24 protein-coding genes are annotated in these 20,721 nt (G+C 75.2%); 13 read left to right on the top strand and 11 right to left on the bottom strand.

Features of this window, described 5'->3' with window-relative positions; all coding sequences use genetic code 11:
• Positions 1 to 16: 16 nt before the first annotated feature.
• The gene (locus tag BD833_RS05175) at positions 17 to 799 is read left to right on the top strand and encodes an HAD-IIA family hydrolase (RefSeq protein WP_208092341.1); all 783 of its coding nucleotides are present in this window, start codon (positions 17 to 19) and stop codon (positions 797 to 799) included.
• Positions 800 to 840: 41 nt separating this feature from the next.
• Here the strand turns inward: BD833_RS05175 and BD833_RS05170 are convergent, their stop codons facing one another.
• A complete protein-coding gene (locus BD833_RS05170) occupies positions 841 to 1,323 on the bottom strand; it encodes a hypothetical protein (RefSeq protein ID WP_166532020.1) in 483 nt (160 codons plus the stop codon).
• A 92-nt stretch (positions 1,324 to 1,415) separates the two neighbouring features.
• On the opposite strand from BD833_RS05170, the gene BD833_RS05165 reads away from it, so the two are divergent.
• Positions 1,416 to 2,441: a diacylglycerol/lipid kinase family protein gene (locus BD833_RS05165; RefSeq protein WP_166532019.1), complete on the top strand. Its 1,026-nt coding sequence runs from the start codon at positions 1,416 to 1,418 to the stop codon at positions 2,439 to 2,441.
• Between the two features lie 279 nt (positions 2,442 to 2,720).
• Complete coding sequence (locus BD833_RS05160) at positions 2,721 to 2,972, top strand: WhiB family transcriptional regulator (protein ID WP_091928851.1); 252 nt, start codon at positions 2,721 to 2,723, stop codon at positions 2,970 to 2,972.
• Between the two features lie 131 nt (positions 2,973 to 3,103).
• Here the strand turns inward: BD833_RS05160 and BD833_RS05155 are convergent, their stop codons facing one another.
• Positions 3,104 to 4,585: a sensor histidine kinase gene (locus tag BD833_RS05155; protein WP_166532018.1), complete on the bottom strand. Its 1,482-nt coding sequence runs from the start codon at positions 4,583 to 4,585 to the stop codon at positions 3,104 to 3,106.
• An 87-nt stretch (positions 4,586 to 4,672) separates the two neighbouring features.
• Here BD833_RS05155 and BD833_RS05150 point away from each other — a divergent pair, with 87 nt between their 5' ends.
• The gene (locus tag BD833_RS05150) at positions 4,673 to 5,170 is read left to right on the top strand and encodes a GNAT family N-acetyltransferase (protein ID WP_208092340.1); all 498 of its coding nucleotides are present in this window, start codon (positions 4,673 to 4,675) and stop codon (positions 5,168 to 5,170) included.
• A 3-nt stretch (positions 5,171 to 5,173) separates the two neighbouring features.
• On the opposite strand, the gene BD833_RS05145 is transcribed toward BD833_RS05150, so the two are convergent.
• On the bottom strand, positions 5,174 to 5,398 hold the full coding sequence (locus tag BD833_RS05145; RefSeq protein ID WP_208092339.1) for a biotin/lipoyl-binding carrier protein: 225 nt from the start codon (positions 5,396 to 5,398) through the stop codon (positions 5,174 to 5,176).
• Between the two features lie 32 nt (positions 5,399 to 5,430).
• Positions 5,431 to 6,504, bottom strand: a complete 1,074-nt coding sequence (locus tag BD833_RS05140) for a biotin carboxylase N-terminal domain-containing protein (protein WP_166532016.1) — start codon at positions 6,502 to 6,504, stop codon at positions 5,431 to 5,433.
• A gap of 170 nt (positions 6,505 to 6,674) precedes the next feature.
• Between BD833_RS05140 and BD833_RS23445 the strand changes: the two genes are divergently transcribed.
• Entirely contained in the window at positions 6,675 to 6,749 is a 75-nt protein-coding gene (locus BD833_RS23445) for a 50S ribosomal protein bL37 (RefSeq protein WP_014377707.1), read from the top strand.
• 20 nt (positions 6,750 to 6,769) lie between these two features.
• On the opposite strand, the gene rsrA is transcribed toward BD833_RS23445, so the two are convergent.
• Positions 6,770 to 7,114 carry a mycothiol system anti-sigma-R factor gene (rsrA, locus tag BD833_RS05135; protein WP_166532015.1) on the bottom strand — a complete coding sequence of 115 codons (345 nt, stop codon included), beginning with the start codon at positions 7,112 to 7,114 and terminating at the stop codon, positions 6,770 to 6,772.
• Positions 7,111 to 7,806 carry a sigma-70 family RNA polymerase sigma factor gene (locus BD833_RS05130; protein ID WP_166532014.1) on the bottom strand — a complete coding sequence of 232 codons (696 nt, stop codon included), beginning with the start codon at positions 7,804 to 7,806 and terminating at the stop codon, positions 7,111 to 7,113. The genes rsrA and BD833_RS05130 overlap by 4 nt, the downstream gene beginning before the upstream one ends.
• Before the next feature lie 197 nt (positions 7,807 to 8,003).
• Between BD833_RS05130 and ybaK the strand changes: the two genes are divergently transcribed.
• Entirely contained in the window at positions 8,004 to 8,477 is a 474-nt protein-coding gene (gene ybaK / locus BD833_RS05125) for a Cys-tRNA(Pro) deacylase (RefSeq protein ID WP_166532013.1), read from the top strand.
• 6 nt (positions 8,478 to 8,483) lie between these two features.
• Here the strand turns inward: ybaK and BD833_RS05120 are convergent, their stop codons facing one another.
• The gene (locus BD833_RS05120) at positions 8,484 to 10,028 is read right to left on the bottom strand and encodes a fused MFS/spermidine synthase (RefSeq protein ID WP_243737454.1); all 1,545 of its coding nucleotides are present in this window, start codon (positions 10,026 to 10,028) and stop codon (positions 8,484 to 8,486) included.
• Position 10,029: 1 nt separating this feature from the next.
• Positions 10,030 to 10,776, bottom strand: a complete 747-nt coding sequence (locus BD833_RS05115; RefSeq protein WP_166532011.1) for an SOS response-associated peptidase — start codon at positions 10,774 to 10,776, stop codon at positions 10,030 to 10,032.
• 138 nt (positions 10,777 to 10,914) lie between these two features.
• Between BD833_RS05115 and BD833_RS05110 the strand changes: the two genes are divergently transcribed.
• From BD833_RS05110 to rsgA, 3 genes are all read left to right on the top strand, one after another.
• Complete coding sequence (locus BD833_RS05110; RefSeq protein ID WP_166532010.1) at positions 10,915 to 12,378, top strand: NAD-dependent succinate-semialdehyde dehydrogenase; 1,464 nt, start codon at positions 10,915 to 10,917, stop codon at positions 12,376 to 12,378.
• A gap of 91 nt (positions 12,379 to 12,469) precedes the next feature.
• Complete coding sequence (gene aroA, locus BD833_RS05105; protein WP_166532009.1) at positions 12,470 to 13,753, top strand: 3-phosphoshikimate 1-carboxyvinyltransferase; 1,284 nt, start codon at positions 12,470 to 12,472, stop codon at positions 13,751 to 13,753.
• A gap of 26 nt (positions 13,754 to 13,779) precedes the next feature.
• The gene (rsgA, locus tag BD833_RS05100) at positions 13,780 to 14,772 is read left to right on the top strand and encodes a ribosome small subunit-dependent GTPase A (RefSeq protein WP_166532008.1); all 993 of its coding nucleotides are present in this window, start codon (positions 13,780 to 13,782) and stop codon (positions 14,770 to 14,772) included.
• Positions 14,773 to 14,791: 19 nt separating this feature from the next.
• Here rsgA and BD833_RS05095 read toward each other — a convergent pair whose 3' ends face one another.
• A complete protein-coding gene (locus tag BD833_RS05095; RefSeq protein WP_166532007.1) occupies positions 14,792 to 15,598 on the bottom strand; it encodes a hypothetical protein in 807 nt (268 codons plus the stop codon).
• Between the two features lie 135 nt (positions 15,599 to 15,733).
• Positions 15,734 to 16,270 (bottom strand): DUF2087 domain-containing protein, encoded by a 537-nt coding sequence (locus BD833_RS05090; RefSeq protein WP_166532006.1) that lies wholly within the window; start codon positions 16,268 to 16,270, stop codon positions 15,734 to 15,736.
• 32 nt (positions 16,271 to 16,302) lie between these two features.
• On the opposite strand from BD833_RS05090, the gene BD833_RS05085 reads away from it, so the two are divergent.
• Together BD833_RS05085 and hisN are read left to right on the top strand one after the other, a co-directional pair.
• Complete coding sequence (locus BD833_RS05085; RefSeq protein WP_243737453.1) at positions 16,303 to 16,506, top strand: DUF2795 domain-containing protein; 204 nt, start codon at positions 16,303 to 16,305, stop codon at positions 16,504 to 16,506.
• 22 nt (positions 16,507 to 16,528) lie between these two features.
• Positions 16,529 to 17,341, top strand: coding sequence for a histidinol-phosphatase (hisN, locus tag BD833_RS05080; protein ID WP_166532005.1), 813 nt, complete (start codon positions 16,529 to 16,531; stop codon positions 17,339 to 17,341).
• Positions 17,342 to 17,348: 7 nt separating this feature from the next.
• Here the strand turns inward: hisN and BD833_RS05075 are convergent, their stop codons facing one another.
• Positions 17,349 to 18,392: an aldo/keto reductase gene (locus BD833_RS05075; RefSeq protein ID WP_208092338.1), complete on the bottom strand. Its 1,044-nt coding sequence runs from the start codon at positions 18,390 to 18,392 to the stop codon at positions 17,349 to 17,351.
• Between the two features lie 101 nt (positions 18,393 to 18,493).
• Between BD833_RS05075 and BD833_RS05070 the strand changes: the two genes are divergently transcribed.
• Both BD833_RS05070 and BD833_RS05065 read left to right on the top strand, forming a co-directional pair.
• Positions 18,494 to 19,504: an SRPBCC family protein gene (locus tag BD833_RS05070; protein WP_166532003.1), complete on the top strand. Its 1,011-nt coding sequence runs from the start codon at positions 18,494 to 18,496 to the stop codon at positions 19,502 to 19,504.
• A 26-nt stretch (positions 19,505 to 19,530) separates the two neighbouring features.
• Positions 19,531 to 20,703 (top strand): zinc-dependent alcohol dehydrogenase, encoded by a 1,173-nt coding sequence (locus BD833_RS05065; protein ID WP_166532002.1) that lies wholly within the window; start codon positions 19,531 to 19,533, stop codon positions 20,701 to 20,703.
• Positions 20,704 to 20,721 lie beyond the last annotated feature (18 nt).

Genomic DNA, 20,721 nt, shown 5'->3' with positions numbered 1-20,721 from the left:
GCACTAGCGTGGCGTCGTGACCACCGAGCGTGCTGCCACCGAGTGCTGGCTGACCGACATGGACGGCGTCCTGGTGCACGAGGGCAACGCCCTGCCCGGCGCCAAGGAGTTCCTGGACCGGCTCGTGGAGCGGCGCCGCCGCTTCCTCGTCCTCACGAACAATTCGATCTTCACCCCGCGCGACCTCGCCGCGCGCCTGGCCCGCGGCGGCCTGCAGGTGCCCGAGGAGGCCATCTTCACCTCCGCGCTCGCCACGGCGGACTTCCTCACCTCCCAGCTGCCCGGCGGATCGGCGTACGTCATCGGCGAAGCGGGGCTGACCACCGCCCTGTACGAGGCCGGCTACACCCTCACCGACACCGACCCGGACTACGTCGTCCTCGGGGAGACCCGCACGTACTCGTTCGAGGCCATCACCCGGGCCATCCGGCTGGTCGGCAAGGGCGCCCGGTTCATCGCCACCAACCCCGACGTCACCGGCCCCTCCCCCGAGGGGCCGCTGCCCGCCACCGGGTCGGTCGCGGCGATGATCACCGCGGCCACGGGCGCGAAGCCCTACTTCGTCGGCAAGCCGAACCCGATGATGTTCCGCAGCGCGATGAACCGGATCGAGGCCCACTCGGAGTCCACGACCATGATCGGCGACCGGATGGACACCGACGTCGTCGCGGGGATCGAGGCGGGGCTCGAGACGGTGCTGGTGCTCACCGGGTCGACCAGCGCCTCGGAGGTCAGCCGGTTCCCGTTCCGGCCCAGCCGCGTCTGCGACTCGATCGCCGACGTCATCGACCTGGTCTGAGGCAGGCCCCGACCCTGCCGCCCGGGCCCCGACGGCCGGCCTCAGTGGTCGGCGTAGGCCAGCCGTGACTCCGGCGTGGCCAGGAGGTAGAGCACCGTGCCCACCAGCGCGAGGATCGGCAGCCCGATCAGCGGCAGCTGGGCGGGGAAGGCCAGGGTGAACCCGGTGAGGCCGAGGAACAGCTGCAGGGCGATCACCGGACCCCGCGCCCAGCCGGCCACCCGCCACAGCCCCGCGGCTCCGGCGCCGAGCACCCCCGCCGCGAGGGCGGCGAGGACCACCTCCGCCACTGCCCGAGGAACGCTCTCCGGGCTGCCGGTGAGCGTCAGGTAGAGCAGGACCAGCACGCCGAGGGTGAACGCGGCGGACTCGACGCCGACGGCCAGCGCGGCCCGCCGGAGGGACGGGGGCGCCTCGCCGTGCGGCCGCGCCGGGCGGGGCGCCGGCTGCGCCGCGGTCGGGCCGAACAGCCGGTCGGCGAGCCCGCGCGGCGGCCGCGACGGCGTACTCCGGTCCTCGGTCACGCCCCGAGATTACGCGGCGGAGCAGCATCCCCCGCCCACACCGGACCCGCGACCTCGCGTGCACCCGCGGCCGCGCTGGATAGCCTGGCGGCATGCGTGCGCTCGTGGTCGTCAACCCGGCGGCGACCACCACGACCGCCAACATGCGGAACGTGCTGGTCGGCGCCCTCGCCAGCGAGCTCAAGGTCGACGTCGCCGAGACCGGCCACCGGGGCCACGCCCGGGAGCTGGCCGCCCAGGCCACCGCCGAGGGGATCGACGTCGTGGTCTCCCTGGGCGGTGACGGGACGGTGAACGAGGTGGTCAACGGCCTGCTGACCGACGGCCCCGGGCCGGAGGTGCCCACGCTGGCGGTCGTCCCGGGCGGCTCGACCAACGTCTTCTCCCGCGCGCTGGGCCGGTCGCGGGACCCGGTGGAGGCGACCGCGGAGCTCCTCGCCTCGCTGCGCGCCGGGCGCACCCGGCTGGTCTCGCTCGGCACCGCCAGCGCGACCGGCACCAGCACCGCCGCGGTCACCGGTGTGGCGCCCACCGACGCCGAGGCGGTGGCGCGCGCCGACGCCGCCGCCGACGGGCCCGGCTGGACCGACCCCCGCTGGTTCGTCTTCGCCGCCGGGTTCGGCTTCGACGCCGAGGTCATCGCCCGGGTCGAGGCGCGCCGCGCGCAGGGCCGGCGCTCCACCGGCGCGCTCTACGTCCGGGAGGGCACCAGCGCCTTCCTCTTCGGCCGTGAGCGCCGGCGGCCGGCCATGACCCTCCAGGTCCCGGGAGAACCGCCCCTCGAGGGGCTCTTCCTCTGCCTGGTCTCCAACGTCAGCCCCTGGACGTACCTGGGCACCCGGCCGGTGAACCCCACCCCCCAGGCCTCCTTCGACACCGGGCTCGACGTCTTCGCCCTCGGGCGCACCGGCACGACCCGCATGCTGCGCGCCCTCCGGCAGACCATGCGCCCCGAACCCGACCTGCGCGGGCGCGGGCTGCACCGGTGGCACGACCTCCAGGAGCTCACCGTCACCGCGGTGCGGCCGCAGGGCTGGCAGCTCGACGGTGACCATCTCGGCACCGCCACCGGCGTCCGGATCCAGAACGTCCCCGATGCGCTGCGGGTCATCGCCTGACGGGTGTTTCCGGCGCCCGCCACACGGGCACCGACTCTGCCGAGTGGCAGGCCTAGCACGACCGTGGTGAGGTTGCTCACGCGGGGGTCAGCGCGGACCGCGTTTCCCTTGACAGTTGTCCGGCACGTGAAAACATCGCTGCTGGAACGCAACCTGCCGGTAACAAAGCAGGCAGTCGCTGCCGCCATGGCGCTGGGTAACCGGTGTCGGCCCGGCGATGGCAGACCGAGCTGTGCGACTGACGTACCGACCGTAGACGACATCGAGGAGTACAACGCCATGGACTGGCGCCACCGCGCGCTCTGCCGGGACGAGGATCCGGAGCTGTTCTTCCCCATCGGGACGACCGGCCCGGCCCTGGTCCAGATCGAGCAGGCGAAGGCCGTGTGCCAGCGCTGCCCGGTGGTCTCGTCGTGCCTGGACTGGGCCCTGCGCTCCGGTCAGGACTCCGGCGTCTGGGGTGGGCTCTCCGAGGACGAGCGGCGCGCGCTGAAGCGCCGCCAGGCTCGGACCCGGGTCCACACCGCCTGACCAGGAGCACCACGACGGCTGCCGGGGTTCCCCGGCAGCCCACCGCACCACCGCGATCGCACTGACCGCCACGAGGCCGGTCCGGGTCCGTCCCGGACCGGCCTCGGCGCCTCCTCCCCCGGCCCGCGCGCTCAGCGCCGCGGCCGGGCGCTCCCGGGCAGGGTCAGGACCACCTCGGTGCCCGGCCGGTCCGCGGGCGACCCCATGGCGAGGCTCCCGCCGAGCTCGCTGGCCACGAGCGTGCGCACGATCTGCAGCCCCAGCCCGTCGCTGGCGGCCGGATCGAAGCCCGGCGGCAACCCGCGGCCGTCGTCCCGCACGCGGACGACCAGGTCGTCCCCGTCCCGCTCGGCGACCAGCTCGATGGTCCCCGGCTCGCCGCCGACGAAGGCGTGCTCGGCGGCGTTGTGCAGCAGCTCGGTGACCGCCAGGACCAGCGGGGTCGCCGCCACCGCCGGCAGCTCGCCGAAGGAGCCGCGCCGGCGGGTGCGGGCCGCCGGCCCGACCGAGGTCAGGTCGCCCAGCATCGGCAGCACCTGGTCCAGCACGTCGTCCACGTCGACGACGTCCTCCCGGCTGCCGGCGAGGGTCTCGTGGACCACCGCGATGGAGGCGACCCGGCGCACCGACTCCTCCAGCGCCGCCCGGGCGGCCGGCTCGGTCATGCGGCGGGCCTGGAGCCGCAGCAGAGCGGCCACCGTCTGCAGGTTGTTCTTCACCCGGTGGTGGATCTCCCGGATGGTGGCGTCCTTGGTGAGCAGTGCGCGGTCGCGCCGACGCACGTCGGTGACGTCGCGGACCAGCACCAGCGCGCCGTGCTCGCCGCCGGGCGCCTGCAGCGGCAGGGCCCGCAGCAGGAGCGTGGCGCTCGCGGCCTCCACGTCCACCGGGTCGGGATAGCGCCCGCCGACCGCCGCGGTGATGCCGGCCGCCGCCGCCTCCGCGGCCACCCGGTCGCTGCCGGCCCGGCAGGTGACGTCCGCCAGGTTCGCCCCGGCCAGGTCCCCGGCGACGCCGATCCGCCGGTAGGCCGACAGCGCATTCGGGCTGGCGTAGCTCACCCGGCCGGCCGCGTCGAGCCGCACCAGCCCGTCACCGACCCGGGGGCTCATCTCCGCGTCCTGCTGCTTCGGTGGCGGGAAGGTTCCGTCGGACACCATGAGGCAGAGGTCGGCGGCGATGTCGAGGTAGGTGAGCTCGAGCGTCGACGGCGACCGGGTGACGGCCAGGTTGGTGTCCTTGGCGAGGACGGCGACGGGGACGCCCTCGTGGCGGACCGGGATGACCTCCCGCCGGCGCGGGGTGCTGCCCGACCAGTCCGGCTCGCCGGCGGTGAACGGGCGTCCGTCCCGGTGGGCCGTGGCGAACGCGGGCGCGTCCTCCGCGCCCAGGGTCGCGCCGACCATGTCCTCCGGCCGGCTGGTCGGCGCCGTGAGCGGCCGGACCTGGGCGACGCACCACCAGGCGCCGCTCTCCAGCGGCACCCACAGGGTGAGGTCGGCGAAGGCCAGATCGGCCAGCAGCTGCCAGTCGGCGACCAGCCGGCGGGCGTGGTCGACCTGGTCGGGGGTGGACGCCGTGCCGCGGGCGAGACGCTCGGAGAGGCTGCTCATGGTGCGCCGAGCCTAGAAGGGCACCGGGCCCGGGCCTGCCCGCAGGCTCCGCGCGGCCGCCGCCGGCGGGCCACCTACGCTCCGGGCGTGGTCGCCGCCCCCGCCCTGCGCATCGATCCCGCCACGCCCGAGGACCACGCCCGCATCGCGGCGCTCACGCTCGACGTCTACGTGGGCGGGGGGCTCGCCTCCTCCGGGTACGCCGACGAGCTGGCCGACGTGGCCGGGCGGGCGCGGGTGGCCGAGCTGCTGGTCGCCCGCGACGGCGCGGGACGCCTGGTCGGCAGCGTGGCGTTCGTACCGGGCGGCGACTTCGGCGAGGTGCTGGAGTCCGACGACGAGGCCGGGTTCCGGATGCTCGTCGTCGATCCGGCGGCGCAGGGCTGCGGCGTCGGTACCGCCCTGGTCGAGGAGTGCCTGACCCGTGCCCGCGCGGCCGGCAAGCGGCGGGTCGTCATCTCGACCGGCACCCGCATGACCGCCGCGCACCGGCTCTACGAGCGGCTCGGGTTCACCCGGCTGCCCGAGCGGGACTGGAGCCCGGTCCCGGGCATCGACCTGGTGGTCTACGCCCACCCCCTGTGAGGCTCAGGCGTCGGCGACGGTGGCGATGAGGTCGCCCTCCTGGAGGACCTCGCCCTCCACCACGTGCAGCTCCTGCACGGTGCCCGCTCGCTCGGTCAGCACCGGGATCTCCATCTTCATCGACTCGAGGATGACGAGGGTGTCACCGGCCGCCACGGGTGCCCCGGGCTGGACCAGCACCTTCCACACGCTGGAGACCATCTCCGCGTGGATCTCCTCGACCGCCACCGGGACCTCCTGCGCTCGCTGTGGGTGAGGCCTCATCCAAGCACGGCCGACGGCGCGGCGGCCCCCGGCGCGGTCGCACCCGAGGCGAGCCGGCCGAGCACGGCGCACCCCTCCGCACCGTCGTGGGGCACGCCGACGTCCGGCAGCCCCGACAGCGCCCGGCCGGCGGCCCGCGCCGCGGTCGGGACGTCGTCGGCTCCGGCGCTGACCGTGGCCAGGAGCGCGTCGTACCAGCCGTCGAGCCGGTCGCCCGGGTCGTACCCGCTGACCGCGAGCAGGTCCACGCCGTCCGGGGCCGGCGGTCGGCCCGCCGAGCCGGGCAGCCGGCCGCGGACCCGTCCGGCGGTGCCCGGGGGCAGCGTCGAGCGGAGCTGGACGACGACGGCGGCCTGCGGCTCCGCGCGTCCGACCGGCCCGGGATCGTCGGCCCGGGGCTCGGCGGCGCTCCGCAGGGCGAGCTCCACGGCGTCCACGCCGTGCGCCCGCTCCAGCACCGCCATGTCCAGGGAGAAGCCGGCGGCCACCTCGGCGAGCTCGCCGTCCGGGGAGATGCCCACGGTGACCAGCCCCCGCCAGCCCACCTCGGCCAGGCGGGAGGCGGCCGGAGGCAGCTGCGCCGTCGCGCCGGGGGTCCAGGACACCCGCGCGATCCCGGCGGCGCGGTCGCGGGCCACGGGGGTGGGGAAGCGGAGCCCCTCGGCGGTCACCCAGGCGAGGAGGCCGCGCTCGCTGGCCGGCTCCACGCCGTCCCCGCCGATCCGCTCGAGCACGTCCGGGTCGGGCCCCGCCCAGCGCAGCCCCGCGGCGATGACCGCGGCCGCGAGCGTCGCGTTGCCGGCCAGCGCCGGGGGCACGGGCAGCACCGTGTCCGCCCCGCTGCGGCGGGCGGCCTCCACGAGGCGGTCGACGGCCAGGTAGGACTCCGCGGCCGGCGCGGCTCCGAGGAGGACGGCGTCGTCGGCCAGGCGCACGTGCCGCGCGGCGCGCTCGGTCTCGCTGTGCACCGCCACGGCCTTGAGGTCGAGCCGCTGGCAGGCGGTGACCACGGCGCACGCCGCCGGCCCCCGGCCCGCGACGAGAACGGTCTCGATCCCCAGCTGCGGCACTGCTGTTCCTCCTGCATCGCCCTGCCCGGCGCACGGCCGGGTTCCCCCGTGAGAGGCTTGTCCCGTCAGCTTGGCGGGTCTCCCGGCCGCGCGCACCCCCCGTGCGCCGCTCCGGTACCCGCGGGATCCACGGGCCAGCGGCCCACCGGCAGTGTGAGAGGAGGGCAGCGATGTCCAAGCGTGGACGCAAGCGTCGCTCCCGCAAGGGGAACAAGGCCAACCACGGCAAGCGCCCCAACGCGTGATCTGGGGCGTCCCGCCCCCGTCACGCGGGGGTGGGACGCTCTCCGGACCGCTCGACGGTCAGCCGTTCCACGCTGACCGACGTGCCGTCCTCCTCGATGGAGACGGTGGTCAGCTGCAGCTTGATGCGGTCGCGCAGACCCGAGGGCGGCTTGTCCCCGCCGCAGCGGCGGCGGACCAGCGCCTTGAACTCCTGCTCGATGCCGAACTCGCGCAGGCAGGACGAGCAGTCCTCCAGGTGCTCGGCGATGACCGCACGCCGGGCGTCGGGCGTCTCGTGGTCGAGGAACTCGAAGACGTGCGTCAGGACGTCGTCGCAGGAGTTGATCTCGATCGGCTCGCCGGCGTCGTGGGCCTCGCTGCTCATGACTGGCTCGCCTCCTCACCGGCTCCGGCGCGGACGAAGCCGCGCTCACGGGCGTAGTCGGCCAGCAGCTTCTGCAGTCCTCGTCGGCCGCGGTGCAGCCGGGACATCACCGTGCCGATGGGCGTGCCCATGATCTCGGCGATCTCCTTGTAGGCGAACCCCTCGACATCGGCCAGGTACACGGCCAGCCGGAAGTCCTCGGGCAGCTGCTGCAGGGCCTCCTTGATGTCGGAGTCCGGCAGGTGGTCCAGCGCCTCGATCTCGGCCGACCGCAGCCCGGTGGAGCTGTGCTCCTCGGCCGCGTACAGCTGCCAGTCCTGCACCTGCTCGGTGGGGTACTGCTGCGGCTGCCGCTGCTTCTTCCGGTAGCTGTTGATGTAGGTGTTCGTGAGGATCCGGTACAGCCAGGCCTTGAGGTTGGTGCCCTGGGCGAACTGGTGGAAGGCCGAGTACGCCTTCACGAACGTCTCCTGCACCAGGTCCTCGGCGTCGGCGGGGTTGCGGGTCATCCGCAGGGCCGCCGGGTACAGCTGGTCCAGGAAGGGCAGCGCGTCCCGCTCGAAGCGGGCGTCGCGCTCGGCGCGGGTCTCGGCCAGCTCCGTGCGGCTGCCGCCCTCGCGGGCCTCGGGCACCTCTACGGGCGCCCCCACGGGCATCTGGCCGGGGTTCTCGACCGCGGACTCCTCAGGCACCGACCGTCCTCTCTGGGGCCCCCGGACGCGGGGCACCACATCGGTCGATCCTAGCCGCGCGGCGTCGGGACGGCCCGGGGGACGTCGGCGCGCGGTCCTCGTGCGGGCGCTGGAGACGGTGCTGCTCACGGGCGGTGCAACGGCGGTCCCGCCGCCGGGCATTCCCGCCCGCGCGGTGCTGGCTAGGCTGCGGCGCCGTGGCGGCAACCCCGGCGGTGCGGGTCCTGGAGAAGGCGTCGGTGGCGCACGCGCTGCGCTCCTACGACCCCGAGCACCCGGCCGACCAGGGGCACGGCGAGGCGGCGGTCGCCGCGCTCGGGGCCGACCCGCACCAGGTGTTCAAGACCCTGGTGACCCGCGTCGACGGCGTCCTCACCGTGGCGGTGGTGCCGGTCAGCGGCACCCTGGACCTCAAGGCCCTGGCCGCCGCGGTGGGTGGCCGCAAGGCGGTGATGGCCGAGGCGGCCGACGCCGAGCGGGCCACCGGCTACGTGCTCGGGGGCATCAGCCCGCTGGGCCAGAAGAAGGTGCTGCCCACCGTCGTGGACTCCTCTGCGCTGGAGTTCGCCACGGTCATGGTGAGCGGCGGCCGGCGCGGCCTGCAGCTGGAGCTCGCCCCGGGCGACCTCGTCCGGCTCACCCGCGCCCGCACCGCCCCGATCGGGCGGTGAGGGGCGTCAGCCGTACGGGTTGAGCAGCTGGTCGACCGGCGCAAAGTTATCGGTGAGCACGGCGGCGTCGCCGGTGAACCGGTCCAGCTCCGCGCCCTCCGCCACCCGCCAGGCCAGGTCCCGCGCGGTCAGCGCGGCGGCGATCTCCTCGGCGGGCAACGGCTGCTGGGAGGCGACCGCGACCAGGTTGCCGCCGGCCTCCCCGGCCAGTACGGGCGCCCGCGCCAGGAGCAGCACGTGGTCGAACACGGCCCGCATCGTGGCGAGCTCCGCCCGGACGAAGGACAGCGGCGGGTGGTCGATGAGGTTGACCGCGTAGACGCCGTCGTCGGCGAGCGCGCGGTCGACCAGCTCGAGGGCCTCGCGGGTGGTCAGCTGCCAGGGCACCGACAACCCGCCGAAGGCGTCGCCGACGACGAGGTCGCGCTCCCCCACCTGCTCCTCGGCCAGCCCGACCCGGCCGTCGGCGACCCGCACCCGCAGCTCCGCCGACGTCTGGAGGGCGAGCTGCTCGCGGTCCATCGCGACGACGCCGGGGTCGACCTCGACCACCAGGCTCTCCGTCCCCGGCCGCACCTCCGCCAGGTACCGCGGCAGGGTCAGCCCCCCGCCGCCGACGTGCAGCGCCGACAGCGGCTCGCCGGGCGGGAAGACGGCGTCGGTGACCGCGGCGATCGCCCGCACGTACTGGAACTCCAGGTGGGTGGGGTCCTCGAGGTCGACGTAGGAGTGCCGCAGGGTGTCCAGCAGCAGCACACGGCCGGAGTCGTTCGCGGGGTCGGCCACCACGCGGGCGCAGTGGTAGGCCGTCTCCGCCTCGCACGGCGTGGGGGCGACGGCCGCCAGGCCCCCGCCGGCCACCGCCAGCACCAGCAGCCCGGCCGGCACCGGCCGCCCGCCGCTGCCCCGCCGCAGCAGCAGCGCGACGGCCAGCCCGGTGGCGACGGTGATCCCGCCGGTGGCGACCAGGATGACGCTGCTGGGCAGGATCGCGACGAGCACGAACCCGGTGGCGAACGTCGCCGCGATGCCGCCCAGCGTGCCGATGCCCGACAGCCGCCCGACCACCGAACCGGTCTCGTCGAGGCTGGCCAGCTGCAGCTTGACCACCATGGGCGGCACCGCCGACAGCAGCGCCGCCGGCACCACGACCGCCACGGCGGCCAGCAGCAGCACTCCCCCGGCGTCGGCCCCGCTGAGCAGCTCACCGGTGAACCGGACCAGGGGCAGCACGGCGATGATCAGCGCGCCGCCGGCCAGCAGCAGCGGTGCCAGGAGCCGCCGGGGGTCGGTGCGGTCGGCGGTGGCGCCGCCGAACCACGCGCCGGCGGCGATCGCCGCCAGGGCGAAGCCGATGACCGCGGTGCTGGTCTGCACCGTGACGCCCACGTAGGGCGCGATCAGCCGCAGCCCCACGATCTCCAGGACGAGCACCGCGCCCGAGCTCAGGAACGTCAGGCCGGCCGCCACCCACGTCGGCAGCGCGCCGCCAGGTGCGGGCGGCGCGTCCCGCGCCCCGTCCGCGCGCGTGGACCCCTGCTCGGGCGCCACGTCAGAAGAGCGCCGGCTGGTCGGCCGGCGCCGCCACCGCATCGGCCCGGGCCAGCAGCTCCGGGCCGTTGTTGCGCACGTTGCTCACCGCCGCACCCACCGGCCGCAGCTCGAGGCCCGCGACCACCTCGGGCGGCGTCAGCTGCGCCAGCTCGGCGACGTCCTCCCTGGCCGGGTCGAGCCAGTCGGCCCAGCGGTCCCGCGGCAGCACCAGCGGCATCCGGTCGTGGATCTCGGCGAGCGCACCGACGGCGGGGGCGGTGACCACGGTGCAGGTGTAGAGGCGGTCCTCGCCCGTCCCCCACACCTCCCACAGCCCGGCCATGGCCAGCACCGACCCGTCCTCGGGGGTGATGAAGTAGGGCTGCTTGGCCGGGGAGTCCAGCCGCTTGGCCCACTCGTACCAGCCGTCGGCCGGCACCAGGCAGCGGCGGGTGGCCGCCGCCTTCCGGAAGGCCGGCTTCTCGGTGAGCGACTCGACGCGGGCGTTCAGCATCCGGTTGCCGACCGAGACGTCCTTCGCCCACGACGGGACCAGCCCCCACCGGACGGCGCGCAGCTCGCGGTGCCCGCCGCCGGTGGGCAGGCCCTCGGCGTCCCGCTCCTTGGCGTGCCGCACGACGTAGACGTCCTTGGTCGGCGCCACGTTGTAGTCGGCGGCCAGCGGGGCCTGCCCGGCGGCCGGCACCGCCTCGAACTCCAGCGCGAGGTCCTCGGGCTTGCGGCTGGCCGCGTACCGACCGCACATGGGCGCCTCCTCGACGGGCACGGGCTCTGACCGTTCGCACTGTAGGTGGCCCCGCCGACACCGGGCCGCCGGTGCGTGCCGCGGGCCGCCACGGGTAGCCCCCTGTCGGAACAGCCGACGAGAGACGAGGATCACCGCGTGACCGTGACGCAGAAGCCCCCGACCGAGCACCCGAAGACCGCCAGCGACGCCGCGGCGCGCCCGTACGCGACGGTCAACCCCTTCACCGGCCAGACCGAGCAGGAGTTCCCGTTCCTGGACACCGCCGAGGTCGACGGCGTCGTGGGCCGGGCGCACGCCGCCTACCAGGAGTGGCGGCGACGCCCCCTGGCCGAGCGCACGGCCGTCGTGGCCCGCGCCGCCGAGCTGCTGGACGAGCGCGCCGACGAGTACGCCGGGCTGATCACCCGCGAGATGGGCAAGCGCCACGCCGAGGCCGTCGGGGAGCTCAAGCTCTGCTCGCTGATCCTCAAGTACTACGCCGACAACGGCGCCGACTTCCTCGAGCCCACGCACATCCAGCCGATGTTCGGCAAGGGCGAGGCCGTCGTGGAGACCGAGCCGATCGGCGTCCTGTTCGCCATCGAGCCGTGGAACTACCCCTTCTACCAGGTGGTCCGGGTCGCCGGCCCGAACCTGGTGCTGGGGAACACCATCGTCCTGAAGCACTCGGAGAACGTGCCGCAGTGCGCGCAGGCGATCGAGCGCCTCTTCGCCGACGCCGGCGCGCCCGCGGGCGTGTTCACCAACGTCTTCCTGCGGATCGAGGACGTCGAGCAGGTCGTCGCCGACCTGCGGGTGCAGGGCGTCACCCTGACCGGCAGCGAGCGGGCCGGCAGCTCCGTGGGCGCCCTGGCCGGCAAGCACCTCAAGAAGTCGGTCCTGGAGCTGGGCGGCAGCGACCCGTTCATCGTGCTGGACGCCGAGGACATGGGCGCCACGGTCAAGGCCGCGACGGCGGGCCGGATGCAGAACACCGGCCAGGCGTGCACCGCGTCGAAGCGGCTGATCGTGACCGAGGAGCTGTACGAGCCCTTCGTCGAGGGGCTCAAGCAGGCGTTCGGCACCTTTGCCCCGGGCGACCCGGCCGACCCCCAGACATCGCTCGCGCCGCTGTCCAGCGAGCGCGCGGCGAAGGACCTGCACGCCCAGATCCAGGACGCGATCGACAAGGGCGCCACAGTGGTCACCGGTGGCGGGCGCCCCGACCACGCGGGCGCCTTCGTCGAGCCGACGATCCTCACCGATGTCACGCCGGAGATGCGGGCGTACTCCGAGGAGCTCTTCGGCCCCGCCGCCGTCGTCTACAAGGTCAAGGACGCCGACGAGGCGGTGGAGCTGGCCAACAGCAGCGTCTACGGCCTGGGCGCCACCGTGATGAGCGGCGACCCGGACCGGGCCGCCGCCGTCGCCGAGCGGCTCGAGGCGGGCATGGTGTGGATCAACCAGCCCACCGCGTCCTTCCCCGACCTGCCCTTCGGCGGGATCAAGCGCTCCGGGTACGGCCGCGAGCTCTCCGAGCTGGGCATGTTCGAGTTCGCCAACCGGCGGCTGGTGCGCACCGTCCCGGTGAAGAAGGCCGACAAGCCGCAGGCCGGCTGATGGTGGTGCCCCGTCGTCCGCGCGCCCCGCACGCCCGGCGTGCGGACGACGGGGCCGCATCCCGCGGCGCCCGACCGGGCAGACTGGTGCCGTGACAGACGTCTGGTCCGCGCCGCACGCCCCGGCTCCCGTCGACGCCGTCGTCTCGTTGCCGGGGTCGAAGTCGCTCACCGCCCGGGCGCTGGTCCTGGCCGCGCTGGCCGACGGGCCCAGCCGCCTGGTCCGTCCCCTGCGGGCGCGCGACACCGACCTCATGGCCGCCGCCCTGCGCGCCCTCGGCACCGGGATCGCCGACGACGGCGCCGACTGGCTGGTCACCCCCGGCCCACTCCGCGGCCCTGCCGCGGTCGACGCCGGCCTGGCCGGCACCGTGCTGCGGTTCCTGCCACCGGTCGCCGCCCTGGCCGACGGCGCGGTCACGGTCGACGGCGACCCCCGGCTGCGCGAGCGGCCCAACGCCGGGTTGATCGCCGCGCTCCGGGCGCTCGGCGTGCCGGTCGACGACGCCGGCCGCGGGCGGGCGCCGTTCACGGTGCACGGCAGCGGGCGGGTGCGCGGCGGCGCGGTGGCGGTGGACGCGAGCGAGTCCTCCCAGATCGTCTCCGGGCTGCTGCTCGCGGGCGCCCGGTTCGACGAGGGGGTCGACCTGTCGCTCACCGGCACCGTGCCGTCGATGCCGCACGTGGACATGACGGTGCGCGCGCTCCGCGAGCACGGCGTCGAGGTCACCACCACCGACGGCGGGTGGCGGGTCTCCCCCGGTCCGATCACCCCGGTCGACCGGGTGATCGAACCGGACCTCTCCAACGCCGCCCCGTTCCTCGCGGCGGCGCTGGTCACCGGCGGCCGGGTGACGGTCCGGGACTGGCCCACCGCCACGACGCAGCCCGGCGCGCACCTCGACCGGCTGCTGGGCGACATGGGCGCCGACGTCGCCCGCACCCCGGACGGGGGCCTGCAGGTCACCGGCGGGCGCGGGATCCGCCCCCTGGTCGCCGACCTCGGCGAGGTCGGCGAGCTCACCCCCGTGCTCGCGGCGCTGTGCGCGCTGGCCGAGGGCCCGTCGCGGCTCACCGGCATCGGGCACCTGCGCGGCCACGAGACCGATCGCCTCCAGGCGCTCGACGAGGTGCTCACCGCCGTCGGGGCGCGGGTGCGGCAGCTGCCCGACGGCCTGGAGATCGAGCCGGGCCCGCACCGGCCGGCGCGGCTGGACTCCTACGCCGACCACCGCATGGTCATGGCCGCCGCCGTCCTCGGGCTCGCCGTCGACGGCGTCTCGGTCGACGGTCCGGAGGCGGTCACCAAGACCCTCCCCGACTTCCGGGAGCGGTGGGCCGGCCTCCTGGGGGACCCGGTGGAGGCCCTCCGCTGAGCGGCAACCAGCGCGACGCCCGGCGGATGGACGAGGACGACGTCCGCATCCGGCCCGGCCGGCGCGGCTCCCGGCCGCGCACCCGCACCCGCCCCACGCACGACGACGCCGTCCCCGGGCTGGTGATCGCCGTCGACCGCGGGCGGATGACCGTGCGGGTCGAGGGGCCCGACGGCGGCCAGGTCGACGTCACCGCCATGCGGGCGCGGGAGCTGGGCCGGCACGGCGTCGTCGTCGGCGACCGGGTCCGCGTGGTGGGCGACACCAGCGGACGGACCGACACGCTCGCGCGCATCGTCGTCATCGAGGAGCGGACCACCTCGCTGCGCCGCACCGCCGACGACACCGACCCCACCGAGCGGGTGGTCGTGGCCAACGCCGACCTGCTCGTCATCGTCACCTCGGTCACCGACCCCGAGCCCGCGTTCGGCTTCCTCGACCGGTGCCTGGTCGCCGCCTACGCCGGCGGGCTCGAGCCCCTGCTGTGCCTCACCAAGACCGACCTCGCGTCGGCGCAGCCGCTGCTGGACCGCTACGCCGGGCTGAGCCTGAACGCGGTGCCGATGTCCCGCGAGCTCCCGCTGGAGGACCTGGTCGGCCGGCTCCGCGACCGGATGAGCGTCTTCGTCGGCCAGTCCGGCGTCGGCAAGTCCACGCTGGTCAACCGGCTGGTGCCCGATGCGCTGCGGGCCACCGGCGACGTCAGCAAGATCGGCAAGGGCCGGCACACGTCGTCCTCGGCCGTCCTGTTCGACCTGCCCGGTGGCGGCACCGTCATCGACACCCCCGGCATCCGGTCCTTCGGCCTCGCCCACGTCACCGCCGACGACGTCCTCTCCGCGTTCGAGGACATCGCGGAGGCCGCCACCGACTGCCCGCCCGGCTGCGGGCACACCGCCGAGGACCCCGACTGCGCGCTCGACGCATGGGCCGCCGCGATGCCGGAGCGCCGCGAGGACCAGCTCCGCGCGCTCCGGGTGCTGCTCGGCGCCGTCGGCCAGGTCGGCCCCGGCTACTGAGCGGCCGCCGGGTCCGGGCTCACGCGAGCCCCGGCTGCGGCGGGCCGGACCGGCCGCGGCGGCCGAACAGGCCCCGGCGCGGCTCGGCGAACAGGTCGTCGGCCATCGGCTCGTCGACCGCCTCGATCCGCAGGTCGTGGCCCCGGCCAGCGACCTCCCCGCCGATCGCCTCGGTCAGCACGCAGACGCCGGTCTGCACGTCCAGCCGCACCCGGAACGCATCCGGATAGACCGCCAGGAGATGCGCCGCGTCGCCGTCGTACTCGGCGAGGTCGACCTCCCGGGAGCGCAGCAGCGGGCAGCAGCCGCAGCGCGGCTCGTACGCCGGCGTGGTCCGGACGACGGCCTCCCACGCCGGGCGGCCGGCGTGCTCCACCTCGGTGACGGCGTCCAGCAGCAGCGCCGGCTCACCCGGGTCCGCGTCCAGGCCCGGATCGGCGAGCTCGGCCGGGTCGAGCACCGCGACCCAGAAGTAGTTCTGGTACATCGGGTCGTCGAGCGACAGCCCCTGCGGCCGCTCGGCCACCAGCCCGTCGGGACGCCACGTCGGCGCCGGGGCGCCGGGGTCGGACGGCCAGGGCTCGGTCACGGTCCGGCCACCCCCGGGCGAGAGCAGCGCCACCCGCGACCGGGAGGCGCGCCCGGCCTGCAGGAGCTCGCCGTCGAGCGCCTCCACCCGCAGGGCGTCCGGCCGGCGCAGCCAGGCCCGCACGGGAGTCGTCTGCCACGGGTCCCCCGGCCAGGAGACCGTGAACCGCAGCGTGGACCAGCGCCACGGCGAGGACCGGGCGAGCGCGGCGAAGGTGTCCGGTGAGGCGGTCAGCACCCGGCGAGTGTGCGCGGGGGGCGGTCCGCCGTCGACCGACTTGTCGACACACCCACCTGTCGACACCGGCACCTGTCGACATCGCGGGGTGTCGCCCGCCGGGGACACCCCGCGGGGCGGCAACGGGTGGGGAGCTCACACCTCGACGGTGCCGCCGCTGCGCCAGTAGACCCCCGCGGCGCGGCTGAGGAAGCCCTCGTCGACCAGGTAGCGGCGCAGCGCCGCGACGTCGGGGTGCCACACCGCCAGCAGCGCGTTGACCTCCCGCTCGGGGTAGCGCACGCCCGGCTCGAACACCCGCACCAGGTGGTCCAGCACCACCAGGCGCTTGGCGTGCTGGGCCGGGACGGACACCAGCCGGCCGTCCTTGACGAACGCGGAGAGGACGGCGTCCGCGGCCGGGTCGTCCGACAGCGGCTCGGGCGCCGGCGCGGCCTCGGCGGCGGCGCGGGCCGCCGCGCCGAACTGGTCGGCGCGCAGCGCGAGGCCGTGCCCGTCCCGGATCACCAGGCCGGCGCGGGCCAGCCGGCGGGCGGCCAGCGCCACCTCCTTGAGCGAGAGGCCCGACGCCGCGGCGACCTCCTCGATGGTGCCGGCCCCGAGCGCGAGCGCCGCGACCACCTTGAGCCGCACCGGGTCGGCCAGCAGCCCGGCGATCGTCGCTGCGTCCACGCATCCGACGGTATCCGCGCATCCTCGGGCAGGTGACGGGTAGGGACCCGGCCATGGTGAGCCCGATCGACATCCAGAAGGCCCTGTCCGGCATCGACTACCCCGCGGGCAAGGACGACATCGTCAAGCACGCCGAGTCCCACGGTGGCGACAAGGAGGTCCTGGACGCCCTCAGGGGCATCGAGGACCGCGAGTACGAGGGCCCGAGCGGGGTCAGCTCCGCGGTCTTCGACTGACCGACCGCTAGGTTCGGTGCCCATGACGTCGGGTCGGGGCTACTCAGAGGACATGCGGCTGGCACACGTGCTGGCCGACCAGGCCGACTCGATCAGCCTGGACCGCTTCAAGGCCCAGGACCTGACGGTCGAGACCAAGCCGGACCTGACGCCGGTCACCGACGCCGACCGGGCGGTCGAGGAGCAGCTGCGGATCACCCTCGGCCGGGCCCGGACCCGGGACGCCGTGCTCGGTGAGGAGTTCGGCACGACCGGGCACGGCTCCCGGCGGTGGGTGCTCGACCCGATCGACGGCACCAAGAACTTCGTCCGGGGCGTTCCGGTCTGGGCCACCCTGATCGCGTTGTTCGACGGCGACGAGCCGGTGGTCGGCCTGGTCTCGGCACCGGCCCTGAACAAGCGCTGGTGGGCGGCCAAGGACGTCGGCGCCTGGACCGGGCGCCGGCTGGAGTCGGCCACCCGGTGCCGCGTGTCCGAGGTGGCCCGGCTCGACGACGCCAGCCTCAGCTACTCCAGCCTGTCCGGCTGGGAGGAGCGCGGCGGGCTCGACGGCTTCCTCGGCCTCACCCGCTCGGTGTGGCGCACCCGCGCCTACGGCGACTTCTGGAGCTACGTGCTGCTCGCGGAGGGTGCCGTCGACATCGCGTGCGAGCCCGAGGTCTCGCTGTGGGACCTCGCCGCGCTCGACGTGATCGTCCGGGAGGCCGGCGGCCGGTTCACCGACGTCACCGGCGCGCCCGGCCCGGCCGGCGGCAGCGCCCTGGCCACCAACGGCAAGCTGCACGACGCTGCCCTGGAGCGCCTCGCGGCACCCCGGCGGCCCACCCCCGCCTGACCGCGGCTCAGCGCTCCGGGCTGTCGCCGTAGGCGTAGCCGGAGTCGGCGTAGCGGCTCCCGGCGGCGACGCCGGGGGGTGCGATGGCGTCCAGCCGGGCGAGGTCGTCGGCGCCGAGCCGCACCGCGGCCGCCCCCGCGTTCTCCTCCAGGTAGCCGCGCCGCTTCGTGCCCGGGATCGGGACGACGTCCGGCGCCTGGGCCATGACCCACGCCAGCGCCAGCCGGCCGGGCGGGACGCCCTTCTCCGCGGCGAGGTCGCGGACGGCGTCGACCAGCCGCAGGTTGGCCGCGAACGCCGCACCGGTGAACCGGGGGTGGTCCCGCCGCCAGTCGTCGTCGCCGAAGTCGGCCGGGCTGGTGATCGCCCCGGTGAGGAACCCGCGGCCCAGCGGGCTGAATGGCACGATGCCGATGCCGATGCCGTGCTCCCGGGCGACCCCGAGCACCGTCTCGCCGTCCCGGGGGATCTCGACGTCACGGGTCCACAGCGACCACTCGCTCTGCAGCGCGGCGATGGGGTGCACCGCCACGGCCCGGCGGATCGAGGCCGCGCTGGCCTCCGACAGCCCGAGGTGTCGCACCTTGCCCTGCTCGACCAGTTCCGCCATGGCGCCGACGGTGTCCTCGATCGGGACCCGGGGGTCGACGCGGTGCTGGTAGTAGAGGTCGATGACGTCGACCCCGAGCCGGCGCAGGCTGGCCTCGGCGCAGGCCCGGACGTTCTCCGGCCGGCCGTCGATGGTCATCCCGCCGTCCGCGGTGCGGCGGAGGGAGAACTTGGTGGCCAGCTGCACCTCGTCGCGGCGGCCGGCGATCGCCTCGCCCACCAGCTCCTCGTTGTGCCCGCTGCCGTAGACGTCGGAGGTGTCGAGGAAGGTGACGCCGAGCTCCAGGGCCCGGTGGATCGTCGCGATCGACTCGGCGCGGTCGGCCGGGCCGTACATCTGGCTCATGCCCATGCAGCCCAGGCCGAGCGCGGAGACGGCGAGGCCGTCCCGCCCCAGCGTGCGGGTGCCGACGGGATCGGGTCCGGGCCGCGAGGTCGCCATGCCGCGCATCCTCGCCCGCTCCCGGCGCGGCCCGCTACCGGCCGTTTCCGTCCCGGACCCCCGGGTAGGCCGACGGGGCACCGACCGAACCGGAGGACCCCATGAGCTCCAGCCGCGCCCGCCCCGGCCCGCGCCGCACCGCCCGCGTCCTGGGCCTGGTCAGCACCGGTCTCGGCGTCGCCATGCTGCGCGACCCGAAGGGCGTCGCCCGCTTCTCCGGGGTCGACGACTCCGCCACCGCGCTCTCGATGATCACCGTGGTCGGCGCCCGCGAGTTGCTGCACGCCTTCCCGCTGCTGGCCGGGTGCCCCGGCTGGGCCTGGACCCGCGTGGCCGGCGACGCCATGGACCTCACCGCGATGGGCATCGCGCGCTCCTCCCGGGGCATCGCGCGCTCCTCCCGGGGCATGGCGCTCTCCTCCCGGGGCATCGCGCTCTCCTCCCGGTCCGGCGAGCGCGAGCGGCGGCTGCGCAACGCGACCCTCGCCGTCGCCGGCCTCGCCGCCCTCGACCTGGCCACCGCGGTGCGGTCCCGGCGCGCGGGCAGCCGGAGCGCCGACCGCGAGCTGCTCCCCGGCTCGGCGCCCTGGAAGAGCGCGATCGACGTCTCCGCGGCCACCACGGTGAACAGGCCGCCGCAGGAGGTCTACGCGCGCTGGCACGACTTCACCCGGCTGCCCGAGTTCATGGCGCACGTGCGCGAGGTGCGCCCCGCCGGCATCGGGCGCTGGCACTGGGTCGCCGAGGCACCGGGCCGGCGCACGGTGCAGTGGTCCGCCGAGGTGGTCGAGGAGACCCCCGGCGAGCGGATCCGCTGGCGGTCGCTGCCCGGTGCGGACGTCGAGAACGCCGGGGTGGTCGAGTTCCGCCCGGCCCCCGGCGACCAGGGCACCGAGGTGCGCGTCCGGCTGGCCTACGCGCAGCCCGGCGGCAAGGCCGGCAAGGCGGTCGCGAAGCTGTTCGGCGAGGCCCCGGAACAGCAGGTCCGCGACGACCTCGCGCGCTTCAAGCAGATCCTCGAGACCGGGCAGGTGGTCCGCTCCGAGGGCACGCCCGAGGGCCCGCTGGCCCGCCGGATGGCGAAGCAGCAGCCCGCCGCACCCCGTTCCTGACCCCGCCGACCGGAAGGACCACCCCCGTGCGCGCCACCCAGTGGATGGGCAAGGACCACGTCGAGGTCAACGAGGTCCCCGACCCGCGGCTGCTGAACGACCGCGACGCGATCGTGAAGGTCACCTCCACCGCCATCTGCGGCTCCGACCTGCACCTCTACGACGGGTTCATCCCCACGATGAAGAAGGGCGACATCCTCGGCCACGAGTTCATGGGCGAGGTGGTCGAGGTCGGCAAGGGCGTGGGGAACCTGCGCGTCGGCGACCGGGTCGTCGTCCCGTTCCCCATCGCCTGCGGTGCGTGCACCGCCTGCGAGCGCGGTCTGTTCTCCGTCTGCGAGAACTCCAACCCGAACGCCGGCATGGCCGAGAAGCTGTGGGGCCACTCGCCGTGCGGCATCTACGGCTACTCGCACCTGGTCGGCGGCTACCCCGGCGGCCAGGCCGAGTACGCCCGGGTGCCGTTCGCCGACGTCGGCCCGCTGAAGGTCGAGGACGACCTGACCGACGAGCAGGTGCTGTTCCTCACCGACATCTTCCCCACCGGCTACATGGGCGCGGAGATGTGCGACATCTCCCCCGGCGACGTCGTCGCCGTCTGGGGCGCCGGGCCCGTCGGCCTGTTCGCCGTGGCGAGCGCGAAGATGCTCGGCGCCGAACGGGTCATCGCCATCGACCGGTTCGGCTACCGGCTGGACAAGGCGCGCGAGGCCGGGGCCACCGACGTCCTGAACTACGAGGAGGTCGACGTCCTCGACGCGCTGAACGAGCTCACCGCCGGCCGGGGACCGGACGGGTGCATCGATGCCGCGGGGCTGGAGGCCACTCACCCCACCACCGCGGTCGACGCCTACGACCGGGCCAAGACCGCCGTCATGGCCGAGACCGAGCGGCCGCACGCCCTGCGCGAGGCGATCATGGCCTGCCGCAACGGCGGCACCGTCTCCATCGTCGGCGTCTACGGCGGGCTGATGGACAAGTTCCCGGTCGGCTCGCTGATGAACCGGTCGCTGACCGTGCGCACCGGGCAGGCGCACGTGCATCGCTACCTGAAGCCGCTCTACGAGAAGATCCGCGACGGCGAGATCGACCCCACCTTCCTGATCTCGCACACCCTGCCGCTGGACCGGGCGCCGGAGGGCTACCGGATGTTCCGGGACAAGGAGGACAACTGCACCAAGGTGGTCCTCAAGCCCTGACCCGACCCCGTCTGGTGG

Origin of the sequence: Blastococcus xanthinilyticus (assembly GCF_008124835.1) — a bacterium.
GTDB classification, from domain to species: Bacteria; Actinomycetota; Actinomycetes; order Mycobacteriales; family Geodermatophilaceae; genus Blastococcus; species Blastococcus xanthinilyticus.
The sequence above is the reverse complement of the archived record's forward strand: the minus strand, read 5'-3'. Positions and strand labels throughout refer to the sequence as shown.

Bases quoted from the DNA above. Each gene is read 5' to 3' on its own strand.
- BD833_RS05165 (WP_166532019.1), top strand. From the start codon at position 1,416: ATGCGTGCGCTCGTGGTCGTCAACCCGGCGGCGACCACCACGACCGCC.
- BD833_RS05160 (WP_091928851.1), top strand. From the start codon at position 2,721: ATGGACTGGCGCCACCGCGCGCTCTGCCGGGACGAGGATCCGGAGCTG.
- BD833_RS05155 (WP_166532018.1), bottom strand. From the start codon at position 4,585: ATGAGCAGCCTCTCCGAGCGTCTCGCCCGCGGCACGGCGTCCACCCCC.
- rsrA (WP_166532015.1), bottom strand. From the start codon at position 7,114: ATGAGCAGCGAGGCCCACGACGCCGGCGAGCCGATCGAGATCAACTCC.
- BD833_RS05115 (WP_166532011.1), bottom strand. From the start codon at position 10,776: ATGTGCGGTCGGTACGCGGCCAGCCGCAAGCCCGAGGACCTCGCGCTG.
- rsgA (WP_166532008.1), top strand. From the start codon at position 13,780: ATGGACGAGGACGACGTCCGCATCCGGCCCGGCCGGCGCGGCTCCCGG.
- hisN (WP_166532005.1), top strand. From the start codon at position 16,529: ATGACGTCGGGTCGGGGCTACTCAGAGGACATGCGGCTGGCACACGTG.
- BD833_RS05075 (WP_208092338.1), bottom strand. From the start codon at position 18,392: ATGGCGACCTCGCGGCCCGGACCCGATCCCGTCGGCACCCGCACGCTG.
- BD833_RS05070 (WP_166532003.1), top strand. From the start codon at position 18,494: ATGAGCTCCAGCCGCGCCCGCCCCGGCCCGCGCCGCACCGCCCGCGTC.